Consider the following 13,479-nt stretch of genomic DNA (forward strand, 5'->3'; position numbering starts at 1 on the left):
CGACCTCACCCACTTTAACAAGGGTGCCCCCCCCCCGACCCCCCCCCCCCCCCCCCCCCCCCCCCCCCCCCCCCCCCCCCCCCCCCCCCCCCCCCGGGCCGAGTTCTTCCGCCGCGCCCGCGCCCAGTACCACCGCCACCACTCCCCCGGCGGCGGCCCGCGCACCTTCCGCGTCCGGGTGCGGCACGGTCTGGTCCGGCTCGGCGCCCACCGCACCTATCTGGGCCTCGGGGCGCTCAGCGCGCTGCGCGCCCGCGCGGGCCGGCCGGTGCGCGCGCTCGGCCGCGCTCTGCGCTCCGGGGCACTGCACCTGCACTACCGGGTCCAGCTGCGTCTGCCGGTGCGGGACGAGGCGGTCTTCAGCGCGTACGGGAACCGGGGGTACGCATGCAACCCCGCCGCGATCGAGGCGAAGGTGCGGGAGCTGGTGCCCCGGGTGCGGACCGTCTGGGTCGCCGCGCCCGCGCAGCTGCACACCGTGCCGCCCGCCACCCGCAAGGTGGCGCCGGACACCTTCGCGTACTGGACGGCGCTCGCCCGCGCCAAGTACCTGGTCAGCAATGTGGAGTTCGACGGCCGACTGGTCAAGCGGGACGGCCAGGTACTGCTCCAGACCCATCACGGCACCCCGCTCAAGACCATGGGCCTGGACCTGATGGACCGCCCGGCCGCCGCCCGCGACACCGACTTCGCCCATCTGGTCGCCCGCAGCGACAAGTGGGACTACAGCCTCTCCGCCAACCTGCACTCCACCCTCACCTGGGAGCGCACCTACCCCTCGGGCTACACCACGCTCGAATACGGCTATCCCCGCAACGACGTCTTCCACGGGGCGAGCGCCGCGGACGTGGCCCGGCTCCGCGACGGCCTGGGCATCCCCGCCGACGCCACCGCCGTCCTGTACGCCCCGACCCACCGCGACTACCGGCGCGGCCAGCACCGCCCGCTCGACCTGGAGCGCGTGGCCCGCACGCTCGGTCCGGAGGTCGTCCTGCTCACCCGCGCCCACTTCACGTACGGGGCGCCGCTGGCGGACCAGGACGTGCACCCCCGGATCATCGACGTCAGCGGCCACCCGTCGGTCGAGCAGCTGTGCCTGGCCGCCGACGCGCTCATCACCGACTATTCGTCGCTGATGTTCGACTACGCCAATCTGGACCGCCCGATCGTCATCCACGCCGACGACTGGGAGGCCTACGAGGCGGCCCGCGGCACCTACTTCGACCTGCGGGCCTTCCCGCCGGGCGCGCTCGCCCGCACCGAGGACGAGCTGATCGACATCTTCACCACCGGCCACTGGCGCGGCTCCCGCTCGGCCCAGCTGAGGGCCGCGTTCCGGGCCCGGTTCTGTCCGTACGACGACGGGCACGCGGCGGAGCGGGTGGTGCGCCGGGTCTTCCTCGGCCAGAGCGGCGGGCTGCCCCCGTTCGTACCGGTCGAGGACCGCCGCCCGGCGCCGTCGGCGGCGCTCCCGACAACCGCGGTCCAGCGCGAGCTGGCGGGGTTGGTCTAGGCCCCCGGGTCCCTTGGACCCCTCCCGCCGCCGCTGTGCCCGGGCAGCTCCGCACCCCGCCCCCACGTGCAGTGATTCGACTGCGGGCCGCCTCTGGTGGTCGCGCAGCTCCCCGCGCCCCTAATGCGCCTCCGGCCCCCGTGAAGAGGTCTCCCGTTGCCCCGTTTCACCGTCGTCGTGCCCGTCCATGAGGTTCGCGGGCTGCTGCGGGAGTGTCTGGAGTCCGTGCTGCGGCAGTCGTTCACGGACATGGAGGTCATCGGGGTCGACGACGGGTCGGTGGACGGGTCCGGGCGGCTGCTCGACGAGCTGGCCGCCGCCGACCCGCGCGTACGGGCGGTCCACCTGGCCGCCCCCGTGAGCGCGGGCGAGCGGCGCGACGCCGGGGCCGGGCAGGCCCGCGGGGAGTATCTGCTCTTCCTGGAGCCGGGGCTGGTCCAGCTGCCGGGGGCGCTCGACGCGATCGACGCGCGCCTGAAGGAGGCCGGGGACCCGGACGTGCTGCTCTTCGGGCATCTGCGGACGCCGTTCCTCGGGACGGCCGAGCCGGCCCGCTCCCTCGACGTGCTGCACGCGACCGGGGACGCGGTGACCACCGCCGCCGGGCGGCCGGGCCTGCTCGGGGTGGCCCCGGTCAGCTGGAACCGGGCGGTGCGGCGGGAGTTCTGGCGCGACGGGAGCCCGCGGTTCGGCCCGGGCGAGCGGGCCGAGGCGATGTGGGCGCTCGGCTCGCTCATCGCGGCCGGGTCGGTGGCGGCCCTCGCCACGCCGTGCGTGGACCATCGCCAGCAGCGCCCGCTCCCGGGGGCGCGCCGGGCCGAGCCGGACCGCCGGGAGGTCGTCGCCGCGTACGACGCCCTGCTCGCGGACGTCGCCACCCGGCCCGGGGCAGCGCCCCTGCGCGAGCCGCTGTACGCGCTGGCCGTACGGGAGTTGCTGAAGACCTACGCGGGGGCGCGCGGGCAGCGGCGGGCGTACGTCCGGGCGGTGGCCGCCTTCAGCCGGACCCACCGGCCCGCCGGCCACCGGGCGGGCGGCGGGCGGTCCGGGGTGCGCGGACGGCTGCTCACCGAGGGCCGACCCCGGACGCTGTCCGCGCTCGACCGGGCCCTGGCGGCCCGCCGCAAGCTGCGCTCGCGCGTGCGCGCCCTGCGCAAGTCCGCTCTGCGCGCGCTGTTCCGGCACTACTACCGCCTCCAGCGGCTCCTCCCGCTCGACCCCGGGCTCGCGGTGTACGCCTCGTACTGGAACCGGGGCGTGAGCTGCAACCCGGCGGCCGTCCACCGCAAGGCCGCCGAACTGGCCCCGCACATCAAGGGCGTGTGGGTGGTCGCCAGGGCGGAGGCGGCGGACGGGCACGCCTTCGTGCTGCCGCACACCCTCGCGTACTGGCGGCTCATGGCCCGCGCCACCTACTTCGTCAACAACGTCAACTTCCCCGACCACCTGGTCAAGCGCCCGGGCCAGCGCCACCTCCAGACCCACCACGGCACCCCGCTCAAGCGCATGGGCCTGGACCAGCTCGCGTACCCGGCCGCCGCCAAGGGCTTCAGCTTCCGCCGGTTCCTGGGCCGCGTCGACCGCTGGGACTGGTCGCTGTCCGCCAACCCGCACTCCACCGAGACCTGGTCGCGCGCCTACCCGAGCGCGGTGCGGCACCTGGAGTCGGGCTATCCGCGCAACGACGTGTACGCGACGGCGACCGCCGAGTCCGTTGCCGCCGCCCGCCGCTCGCTCGGCATCGCACCGGACCGCCGCGCGATCCTGTACGCGCCGACCCACCGCGAGTACGAGCACGGCTTCTCCGGCGCCCTGGACCTGGTCCGCGTCGCCGACGCGCTCGGCCCCGGCACCCTGCTGCTGGTGCGCGCCCACTACTTCTACGCGTCGGCCGGGCTGCCGGAGCACCCCGGGCTGCTCGACGTCTCGGCGCACCCCCGGGTCGAGGAGCTGTGTCTGGCGGCGGACGCGCTGGTCACCGACTACTCCTCGGTGATGTTCGACTACGCCAACCTGGACCGCCCGATCGTCGTCCACGCCCCCGACTGGGAGGTGTACCGCACGGTCCGCGGCGTCTGCTTCGACCTCCTCTCGGGGCGCCAGGGAGACACCCCGGGCGCGGTCACCACCAGCACGGACGAGCTCATCTCCTGCTTCCGGGAAGGCGGTTGGGACAGCGGCGCCAACGCCGTCCTGCGGGCCGCCTTCCGGGAGCGGTTCTGTGCGTACGACGACGGGCGCGCCGCCGAGCGCGTGGTGCGCACGGTGTTCCTGGGCGAACCCGCCGACGCGCTGCGGCCGGTGGAGCCCGCCCGGCGCGCGGTCCCGCCGCTGCCGGGCCAGACGGGCGCCCGCCGGGTCACCGCTGCTGGCCGGCCATCACCGTGAAGAGCCCGACGACCACGAGCAGCGAGCCCGCCCACGTCCACCCCGACGTCCGCTCGTGCAGCACGGTGGAGCTGGCGAGCACGATCAGCAGGTACCCCAGGGCGTTGAAGGGGTACGCGATGGACAGCGGCACCCGGGCCAGCGTCGACATCCAGGCGACGGCCGAGACGGCGAAGACGACCAGGCCCACCACGATCCACGGGCTGGTGGCGGCCCGCAGCGCGATCGAGCCGCCGCCGTGCTCCACGGCGACCGCGGCGGTGCGCATGCCGTGCTTGAGCATGATCTGACCGCCCGCCGAGGTGAACACCGCGAAGAGCAGCAGGGCGAGGCTGGACAGGTTCAACGTCCCTCTCCTGACCGGGATTTCACACGCCCACTCGGTCGGCGGGGGTGTACTGGCGGTTGAGGATGTCCTGTACATCGACGTGCTCCCCAGCGATGATCGTCTCCGCCGCGTGCGGCGTGAGCAGGGCGATGTACTGATAGCCGAAGAGGGTCGGCCGCAGCCGCACGAGCAGCCGGGAAAGCCCCCCGAGCGCCCCCGCCACCGCACGCCCCAGCAGGCCCTTCCCGCCGAGCAGCGCCCAGAAGGGCGCCCCGGTCGAGGTCGTGGCGAGGATGTCGTACCCCGCGCCCTGGACCGTGCGGCGCAGGCTGGCGCGGGTGAAGAAGCGCAGATGCGTCTCGTCGAGGATGCCGCGCCGGTCGTACCCGAACACGCCCAGGACGACGCGCAGCCGGGCGTACCAGTGGCTGAAGTTCGGTACGGACAGCAGCACATGGCCGCCCGGGCGCAGGACCCGGGCGATCTCGGCGAGAACGCGGTCGGGCCGGGAGAGGTGCTCGATGACGTCCCCGGCGACCACGTAGTCGTATCCCCGCCCGATCTCCTCGGGCAGCCCCTCCTCCAGGTCCGCGAGGAAGAACCGCGTACACCTCTCACGCACGCCCGCCACCTCGACGCAGTCGACGCCGGTCACCTCGTGCCCCTGCGCCTCCAGGCGTTCGGCGAACAGTCCGCCGGAGCAGCCGAGGTCCAGGACGCGGCCCGGCGGCAGGGTGCGCAAACGGTCCAGGATGACGGCGTGGGAGGAGCCGTCCCCCTCCTTGAAGGCGTATCCATCGGGCTTGGGAATCCACGGGCAGGTGCCGAATCCCTTGGCCGCGAGCCGGTATTCGAGGACGTCCTTCACGACGTCCTTGGCGTACTTGAGCCCGTTGACGTAACAGATCTCGTCGCCGTAATAGGTGGGAACGGGGATTTCCCGGATGCGCATTCCCGCGTCGATGAGCTGGACGATGATCTGGGTGTCGAAGTCGAAGGCGTCCGTATTGCGCTCGATGGGGAGCCGGCGCAGGGCGGCGACGCTGTAGGCGCGGTAGCCGGAGTGGAATTCGGTGAGCCGGGAGCCGAGCAGCGAGTTCTCCAGGCGGGTGAGGACACGGTTCCCCAGCCATTTGTAGAGCGGCATTCCGCCGCGCAGGGCGCCGCCCCGGTCCATCATGCGCGAGCCGAACACGGCGTCGGCCTCGCCGTTCTCGATGGGCGCGACCATGTCGGGGAGGAGTTCGGGGGCGTACTGCCCGTCGCCGTGCAGCAGGACGACGATGTCGAGCCCGCGCTCGGCCGCCAGCGCATACCCGGCCTTCTGGTTTCCGCCGTATCCGAGGTTCTTCGTGTGCCGCATGACGACGGTACGGGGCATTCCCTCGGCCTGGGACCAGCGGCATCCGGCGGTGAAGGTGCCGTCGTGGCTGGCGTCGTCGAGGATGAGGATCTCGTCGATACGGGAGCGGAAGTCGGCCGGGATTCGGTCGAGGGTCTTCTCCAGCGTGGTCTCGGCGTTGTAGGCGACGACGAGGATGCCGATGCGGGGGCTCTGACCTGAGCGGTCGACAGCTTCGGGAGTGCGGGCGGGGGGCGGCTGCACGTGCTGCACGGGCGTCTCCAAGCTCCTCGGGGGTCCGTCAGTTGACGTGGATGGGGTCGTGGCCAAGCGGACTTGTGGAGGTCCGGGGCGGTACCGCGCCCCATGAGGGGCGCGGGGAACCGCGCGACCGCCGCAGACCACCCGCAGTCGAATCACCGCACTTCCAGCGGAGTACTCGGAGCCGGAACCGTGGTGGTGGCCACATCCGGAGCTCCGGCCGAGGCCGAGGTCCCCGGGGCCCGCTCGCCCGACCGGAACACCGCCGCGTACCCCGACGCGATCCCGACAAGGAGCGCCGTCCAGGCCCAGGCGCCCAGGACCTGCTGGTCGTAGGTCCAGCGGGTGGGCTTCTGGATCGTGTAGACCCAGGAGGCGAGGACTCCGGCGAGCACGCTGTACGCGAGGCCCTCCCAGAGCCCGATCGCGAAGAGCGCCGCGACCGGCCAGGCCAGGTACTGGACCCCGGAGGCGGTGCTGAGCAGCAACAGCACGCTCAGCGTGATCGCGACGGCCAGCGGTGCGCGGTCCGGGCGGCGCCAGGCGGGCCAGACGCCCGCCGCCACACAGACCAGGACCACGACGAAGTGGCCGGGCCCGCGCAGCACGGCGATCGACTCGTTGGAGAAGCCCAGCCACTCGGCGAACTTGACGATGCCCCACAGCCGGAAGTTGCCGCCCTTGTATTCGAGGACGTTGGCCCGCAGCGCCCCCGGCACGGTCGCGAGCACCGGCCCCCACACCACGAGCAGCACCGCGCCCAGGGCCGCCGAGAAGCGCACGAACTCCCGCCGCCCGCCCCGCCAGGCCGCCACCGCGAGTACGGGCAGCGCCACCACCGGCACGAACTTGACGCTGATGGACAGCGCCGCGACCACTCCGGCGGCCACCGGCGCCCGCCGGTCCGCGAGCAGCCAGGCGGCGGCGAGTGCCAGCGTGACAGCGACCGAGTCGGTGTTGCCGTGGTAGCCGGACGCCGGAATCAGAACGGGCGAGAGCGTCACTCCGATTCCGCAGGCGACGGCCGTCCTCAGCGAGCGGCGCCGCCGTACGATCTCGAACACGAGCAGCGCGGCAGCGAAGTCCGCGAGACAGGCGGGGGTGCGGATCAGCGTGCCGAACTCGATGCCGAGGCGGGCGATACGGTCGAGTCCGAGCAGCATCCAGCCGGCCAGCGGGGGATGGTTGTAGACCGGCAGCCTCGGCATCGGATGCGCATAGATCCGTACCGGGCCGACCTTCTCGATGTGCTGGGCGAAGGCCCAGAAGAAAAAGACGTCGGCGGGCCCCCGGGTACGGGCGGCGAGCACCATTTTCGCGAGGAATCCGACGGCGGCCACGGACCCGACAATGAGCCGGCCATGCCGTACGTACTGGTTCGTCCCGAATGTCTGCTCGCTCATGGCGGTCGAACGTATCAACCACCGGCCCGAATTCACCGGAGCGATCAACGCACTTTCACCCCGGGGCCGTGGTTCGCCTGCGGATCTTGGCCAAAAGCACCCGCCCGGAAATCACCCGTATGGTTCACCACCACGCGTAATCCCCGGCTTCAGCTCTCGTTCACTACCTGTCCCTCGCCTCCCAGACTCCGGTGGTCCCCAGTGAAAGCACTCGTCCTCTCCGGCGGCGCCGGCACCCGGCTGCGGCCGATCACCCACACCTCGGCGAAACAGCTGGTGCCGGTGGCCAACAAGCCGGTGCTGTTCTACGGCCTGGAGTCGATCGCGGCCGCCGGGATCACGGACGTCGGCATCATCGTCGGGGACACGGCCGAGGAGATCCGGGCGGCCGTCGGCGACGGCTCGCGGTTCGGCCTGACCGTCACCTACATCCCGCAGCACGCGCCGCTGGGCCTCGCCCACGCGGTGCTGATCGCCCGCGAGTTCCTCGGCGAGGACGACTTCGTGATGTATCTGGGCGACAACTTCGTCGTCGGCGGGATCACCGATCTGGTCGACGAGTTCCGGGCCGCCCGCCCGGACGCCCAGATCCTGCTGACCAAGGTGCCCGACCCGCGCGCGTTCGGCGTCGCGGAGCTGGACACGGACGGGCGGGTCGCGCGCCTGGAGGAGAAGCCGTCGCACCCCAAGAGCGATCTGGCCCTGGTCGGCGTCTACCTCTTCACCTCGGCCGTGCACGAGGCCGTCCGCGCCATCACCCCCTCGGCGCGCGGCGAGCTGGAGATCACACACGCCCTGCAGTGGCTGATCGACCGACGGCTGAAGGTCAGTTCGACGGTGATCTCCGGCTACTGGAAGGACACCGGCAACGTCGAGGACATGCTGGAGGTCAACCGCTCGGTCCTGGAACTGCTCACCCCGGCGCACGAGGGCTCGGTCGACGACGCCACGGAGATCATCGGGCGGGTGCGGATCGGGCAGGGCGCCACCGTGCGCGGCTCGCGGATCGTGGGCCCGGCGATCATCGGGCCGCGCACGGTCGTGGAGAACTCCTACATCGGCCCGTCCACCTCGATCGCGGAGAACTGCCGGGTGACCGACAGCGAGATCGAGTACTCGATCGTGCTGAGCGGCTCGTCGCTGCACGGCGTCGGCCGCATCGAGGCGTCGCTGATCGGCCGTGACGTCGAGATCACCCCCGCCCCGCCCACCCCGGCCGCCCACCGGCTCGTCCTCGGTGACCACAGCAAGGTACAGATCTCCGCATGACCCACCGCATCCTCGTCACCGGCGGCGCCGGGTTCATCGGCTCGCACTACGTCCGTACGCTGCTCGGCCCCACGGGCCCCGGCGACGTCGCGGTGACCGTCCTCGACAAGCTCACCTACGCGGGCTGCCCGGCCGGCCTCGACGAGGTGCGCGCCCACCCCGGATTCGCCTTCGTCCAGGGCGACATCTGCGACACCCGGCTCGTCGACAAGCTGATGGGCGAGAACGACCAGGTGGTGCACTTCGCCGCCGAGTCGCACGTCGACCGCTCGATCCTGGGCGCCGCCGAGTTCGTGACGACCAATGTGCTCGGCACCCAGACCCTGCTCGACGCGGCGCTGCGCCACCGGCTCGGCCCGTTCGTCCACATCTCCACGGACGAGGTGTACGGGTCGATCGACTCGGGCTCCTGGCCGGAGGAGCACCCGCTGCGGCCCAGCTCCCCGTACGCGGCCTCCAAGGCCTCCGCCGACCTGGTGGCGCTCTCCTACCACCACACCCACGGCCTGGACGTCCGGGTGACGCGCTGCTCCAACAACTACGGGCACCACCAGTTCCCCGAGAAGCTGATCCCGCTGTTCATCACCCGGCTCCTGGACGGCGGCACGGTGCCGCTGTACGGGGACGGGCTCAACGTCCGCGACTGGCTGCACATCGACGACCATGTACAGGCGATCGAGCTGGTCCGCACCGGCGGGCGCCCCGGCGAGGTCTACAACATCGGCGGCGGCACCGAGCTCACCAACAAGGAGCTGACCGGGCTGCTGCTCACGGCGTGCGGGGCGGACTGGGACAAGGTGGTCTGCGTCGAGGACCGCAAGGGCCACGACCGGCGCTACTCGGTCGACTGCGCCAAGATCCGCGCCGAGCTCGGCTACGCGCCCCGCAAGGACTTCGCCGAGGGCCTCGCGGAGACCGTCGACTGGTACCGCGAACACCGGGACTGGTGGGAGCCGCTGCGCCGCAAGGCCGCCCTGTGAGCGGGAGTTGGCTGGTCACGGGGGCGGGCGGGATGCTCGGCCGCGACGTGGTGGCGAGGCTCGCGGGCCATGACACCCGCGCGCTCGACCGCTCGGCGCTCGATCTGACGGACGCGGAGGCGGTGGCGGCGACGATGGCCGACGCCCGCCCGGACGTCGTCGTCAACTGCGCCGCCTGGACTGCCGTCGACGACGCCGAGACCCGGGAGGACGAGGCGCTGCGGATCAACGGCGAGGGCGCGTCCCATCTGGCGCGCGCCTGCGCCCGCGCCGGGTCGGTGCTGCTGCACGTCTCCACCGACTACGTCTTCGCGGGCGACGCCACCGCCCCCTACCCGGAGAGCGCCCGGCCCGGCCCGCGCACCGCGTACGGCCGGACCAAGCTGGCGGGCGAGCGGGCGGTGCGCGCGCTGCTGCCGCAGAACGGCCATGTGGTGCGGACCGCCTGGCTGTACGGGGCGGGCGGCGCCAACTTCGTACGGACCATGATCCGCCTGGAGTCGACGCGCGAGCACCTGGACGTCGTGGACGACCAGCGCGGCCAGCCCACCTGGACCGCCGACCTGGCCGACCGCCTCGTCCGGCTCGGCGAGGCCGCGCTCGCCGGGGCCGCGCCCGCCGGGTCCTGGCACGGCACCAGCGCGGGACACGGCACGTGGTGCGAGCTGGCTCAGGAAACGTTCCGGCTGCTGGGCGCGGACCCGACGCGGGTGCGGCCCACGACGAGCGCCGCCTATGTCCGGCCCGCGCCGCGCCCCGCGTACAGCGTCCTCGGGCACGAGCGCTGGCGCGAGGCGGGGCTGGATCCGATGAGGGAGTGGCGGGAGGCGCTGGCGGAGGCACTGCCAGGGCTGGTCGCGGCGGAGCGCGGAGGTGCGGCCCCGCGCCCCGAAGGGGGCGCGGGGCCGTGACATATGCGGCTCCGCCGCGATGGGGGTCCCCCCTGTTCGAGCGAAGCCGAGAACTTGGGGGAGCGACCAGCCCCCACCGGCCCGCAGCCGAACGACCGCGCACCCAGCGGGACGTAAACGTCAGGGCTGAGCCGGAACCAGCGCCCGCTGCCGCGCGTACCAGGCCGCACACGCCTCGTGCGACGGCAGCATGCCCCGCTCCTCGGCCTCCGCGAGGAGCGGGGCGGCGGCGTCCTTGGGGGAGAGCAGCGGGGTGAGGTGCGTCGGCCACTCGATGGCCAGGTCCGGGTCGAGCGGGTGGATGCCGTGCTCGTGGGCGGGCGCGTACCCCTCGGAGCAGAGGTAGACGACCGTCGCGTCCTCGGTGAGCGCCATGAACGCGTGCCCGAGACCCTCGGCGATGTGGACGGCCCGGTGGTCGCGGTCGTCGAGCAGGATCTGCTCCCAGCGCTTGAAGGTGGGCGATCCGGTCCGCAGGTCCACCACCACGTCCAGGACCGACCCGCGCACGCACTTGACGTACTTCGCCTGCCCTGGCGGCACGTCCGCGAAGTGGACGCCGCGCAGGGTGCCGCGCGCGGAGACCGAGCAGTTGGCCTGCGCGAGGCCGAGGGCGTGGCCGGTGGCGCTCGCGAACCGGTCGTCCTTGAACCACTCGTGGAAGCTGCCCCGGCTGTCCAGGAACACCTGCGGCTCGACGACCCAGGCGCCTTCGATGCTCAGCTCCCGCACGGCGAGGCCCCCTTGGAGACGGTGGGCTCGGAGACGGTGGCCTTGGAAGCGGTGACGTGGGCAGCGGTGGCTTTGGAAACGGTCAGCGCCAGCTGGTCGTGGCCGTGGCGCCGGACCCGGAAGTCCCGTCCGGCGATCGTGCGGGAGGCAGGGAAGGCGGGATGGGCGGCGGCCGGGACCCGCACCGGGGCCTCGCCCAGGGACAGCTGCCACTCCCCCTCCCCGATCAGCGTCAGCGCCTCGTACGCCGACTCGACGCGGAAGCGGCCGTCCGCGCACCGGACCGGCAGCACGACCTCTTCCTCCTCGGCCCCGGTGCGGCGCAACTGGAGCGGGACGGCCGGGCCGCCTCCTCCGTAAAGACCCTGAAGAACAAGTGAGTTGTCGGTCCAGGTCACGCTCTCGGTGTACGCGTGGGGCAGCTGGTCGGTGAGGACGGCATTGCCCCAGGCGCTCACGGTGAAGGCCAGCTCGCGGCCCCCGGGGACGGCGTGGCGGCCGAGCGGCAGACCGGGGGGCGCGGCGACGGGGAGCCGCTTGCCGTCCGGCCTGACCAGCTGGACGCTGTACGCGTCACCGGGCCGGGACTCGCCGTGCGGCGCCCTGACCGGGCCCCGGCCGCGTACGGCGGCGAGCTCGTCGAGCGGCACCTCGGCGGTGAACCGCTCGCCGTCGCGGGCCAGGGGGACCTGGATCGCCGCGTCCGAATGCCAGTGGCCGAGCCGCAGCACGCTCGCGCGGGTGCGGGTCCCGCCGGCGAGCGTGAGCACGCCGCCGTGGCTGTCGTGGCCGGTCAGCCAGGTCTGGACGCGCTCGGCGTTCAACTGGAGGCGGCCGCCGGCGAAGACCGGGACGATCCTGGTGTGCTCGTCGAGGTAGTGCACCTCCAGCTGCGCGCCCCCGTCCCCGACGCCGCCCCGGCGCGCCACGCCGTGGCCGGGCACGCCGCAGAGGACCCCGAGCACCAGCTTCCAGGTGGTGGTGGCGGACTCGGTGAGCAGCCGGGCCGGGTCGACGGCGACCTCGAAGCCCGCCCAGTCGTAACCGTGCAGCTCCTGCCCCGAACGAGTGGTGATCGCCGGGTCGTTGACCCTCTTCAGCCGCAGCGGCAGGGCACGCCGGTCGGGCGTGCGCAGCCAGGCCGCCTTCAGCGTGTGCCGCCGCGCCCGGGCCGGGAGGTTGCGGATGTAGCCGTACCCGGTGAGCCGCAGCGTGCCGTCGCGCCACTCGGCGCCGGTGAGCCGGGCCTCCAGCGGCAGGTCGTCGGGGGCGAGGGCGCGGACCTCGCGCGGGAGGGGCGCGGTGAGCGGCGGATACTCGGCGGTGCGGCGGCGCAGCCCGCGCACCCGGTGCGTACGGGGGCTGCGGCGCTCGAACTCCAGCAGGCCGAGCAGCTCCTCCAGGCGCCGCTCGCGGGCCAGGTGCCACTTCACCCGGTGGTGCAGCGGCAGCCCGGCGAGCACCTCGGGGTCCACCTGAGCGGTGAACTCCCCCGTGTGCTCCAGGAACGCCTCCCGGTAGGCCGCGTCGCCCTCCGGCAGGACCTGCATGAAGTACCAGAGGTCCTCGCACAGCACCGACTCGTCGTAACGTTTCTTGTGCTCGGGCGCCCCCGCGAGCCCCCGGCTCACGCCGAGCACCGCCGCCGTACGGTCCGCCACCCCGCGCACGACCGCGCGCCTGTTGGTGATCGAACTGTCCCTGAAGCGCCAGTAGTAGACGGCGTCCTCGATGACGTCGACGGAGCGGGCGGCGAAGTGGGCGGGCAGGACGACCGGGATGTCCTCGTACAGCACCCCCTCGGGGAAGGCGAAGGCGTGCGCGTCCCAGAACGCGCGGCGGAACACCTTGTTGCAGGCGATCCGGTCCAGGAGCAGCGACCAGTCCTTGGTGACGTGGGTGGCGGGGCGGGTGGAGCGCATCGGCTTGGTGAAGAGCGGGTGCTGCTTGAGCCGCCCGCCGCCGGTCAGCCGCAGGACGTTGCCGGAGGCGAAGTCGGAGCCGGACTTGTCGAGCGCACCGGTCAGCAACTCGAAGGCGCGCGACGGCAGTACGTCGTCGCTGTCGACGAAGGCGAGGTACGCGGTCCCGGGCGCGGTGTGCGCGACGCCCGTGTTGCGGGCCGCGCCGAGGCCGCCGTTCTCCCTGCCGACCACCCTGAACCGGTCGTCCCGCGCGGCGAATTCACGGGCGACGTCGGCGCTGCCGTCCGTCGAGCCGTCGTCCACGAGCACCACGTCGAGGTCCTGGAGGCTCTGCCGGGCCAACGACTCCAGACACGCTCCCAGATACTCCTCGACGTTGTGGACGGGGACGACGACGCTGAGGCGGGGCGTCATACGGGAGCACCTT

The 13,479-nt window shown here is 73.0% G+C and carries 10 protein-coding genes; 5 read left to right on the plus strand and 5 right to left on the minus strand.

Annotation, left to right across the window (positions count from 1 at the left end; genetic code table 11):
• Positions 1 to 1,513, plus strand: a 1,513-nt coding sequence (locus ACZ499_RS10010; RefSeq protein ID WP_468673535.1) for a CDP-glycerol glycerophosphotransferase family protein, incomplete at its 5' end; no start/stop codon positions are given.
• 156 nt (positions 1,514 to 1,669) lie between these two features.
• Positions 1,670 to 3,901, plus strand: coding sequence for a bifunctional glycosyltransferase/CDP-glycerol:glycerophosphate glycerophosphotransferase (locus ACZ499_RS10015; RefSeq protein WP_468673536.1), 2,232 nt, complete (start codon positions 1,670 to 1,672; stop codon positions 3,899 to 3,901).
• On the opposite strand, the gene ACZ499_RS10020 is transcribed toward ACZ499_RS10015, so the two are convergent.
• The 3 genes from ACZ499_RS10020 to ACZ499_RS10030 form a co-directional block, all read right to left on the minus strand.
• Positions 3,873 to 4,247, minus strand: a complete 375-nt coding sequence (locus ACZ499_RS10020) for a DMT family transporter (protein WP_468673537.1) — start codon at positions 4,245 to 4,247, stop codon at positions 3,873 to 3,875. The two genes, ACZ499_RS10015 and ACZ499_RS10020, sit on opposite strands and share 29 nt — an antisense overlap.
• Before the next feature lie 22 nt (positions 4,248 to 4,269).
• Positions 4,270 to 5,844, minus strand: coding sequence for a methyltransferase domain-containing protein (locus ACZ499_RS10025; protein WP_468673538.1), 1,575 nt, complete (start codon positions 5,842 to 5,844; stop codon positions 4,270 to 4,272).
• Between the two features lie 143 nt (positions 5,845 to 5,987).
• A complete protein-coding gene (locus ACZ499_RS10030) occupies positions 5,988 to 7,235 on the minus strand; it encodes a glycosyltransferase family 39 protein (RefSeq protein WP_468673539.1) in 1,248 nt (415 codons plus the stop codon).
• 201 nt (positions 7,236 to 7,436) lie between these two features.
• Here ACZ499_RS10030 and ACZ499_RS10035 point away from each other — a divergent pair, with 201 nt between their 5' ends.
• From ACZ499_RS10035 to rfbD, 3 genes are read left to right on the plus strand one after another with little or no spacing between them, the layout of a single operon-like run.
• Positions 7,437 to 8,504 (plus strand): glucose-1-phosphate thymidylyltransferase, encoded by a 1,068-nt coding sequence (locus tag ACZ499_RS10035; RefSeq protein WP_468673540.1) that lies wholly within the window; start codon positions 7,437 to 7,439, stop codon positions 8,502 to 8,504.
• Positions 8,501 to 9,484 carry a dTDP-glucose 4,6-dehydratase gene (gene rfbB, locus ACZ499_RS10040; protein ID WP_468673541.1) on the plus strand — a complete coding sequence of 328 codons (984 nt, stop codon included), beginning with the start codon at positions 8,501 to 8,503 and terminating at the stop codon, positions 9,482 to 9,484. Before ACZ499_RS10035 ends, rfbB begins: the two co-directional genes overlap by 4 nt.
• Complete coding sequence (gene rfbD, locus ACZ499_RS10045) at positions 9,481 to 10,395, plus strand: dTDP-4-dehydrorhamnose reductase (RefSeq protein ID WP_468673542.1); 915 nt, start codon at positions 9,481 to 9,483, stop codon at positions 10,393 to 10,395. Before rfbB ends, rfbD begins: the two co-directional genes overlap by 4 nt.
• Positions 10,396 to 10,515: 120 nt before the next feature.
• Here rfbD and rfbC read toward each other — a convergent pair whose 3' ends face one another.
• Both rfbC and ACZ499_RS10055 read right to left on the minus strand, forming a co-directional pair.
• Positions 10,516 to 11,127 carry a dTDP-4-dehydrorhamnose 3,5-epimerase gene (rfbC, locus tag ACZ499_RS10050; protein ID WP_468673543.1) on the minus strand — a complete coding sequence of 204 codons (612 nt, stop codon included), beginning with the start codon at positions 11,125 to 11,127 and terminating at the stop codon, positions 10,516 to 10,518.
• Complete coding sequence (locus ACZ499_RS10055; protein ID WP_468673544.1) at positions 11,115 to 13,466, minus strand: glycosyltransferase family 2 protein; 2,352 nt, start codon at positions 13,464 to 13,466, stop codon at positions 11,115 to 11,117. Before ACZ499_RS10055 ends, rfbC begins: the two co-directional genes overlap by 13 nt.
• Positions 13,467 to 13,479: the final 13 nt, after the last annotated feature.

Source organism: Streptomyces sp. NPDC031265 (assembly GCF_055570295.1).

Bases quoted from the DNA above. Each gene is read 5' to 3' on its own strand.
- ACZ499_RS10030 (WP_468673539.1), bottom strand. From the start codon at position 7,235: ATGAGCGAGCAGACATTCGGGACGAACCAGTACGTACGGCATGGCCGG.
- rfbB (WP_468673541.1), top strand. From the start codon at position 8,501: ATGACCCACCGCATCCTCGTCACCGGCGGCGCCGGGTTCATCGGCTCG.
- ACZ499_RS10055 (WP_468673544.1), bottom strand. From the start codon at position 13,466: ATGACGCCCCGCCTCAGCGTCGTCGTCCCCGTCCACAACGTCGAGGAG.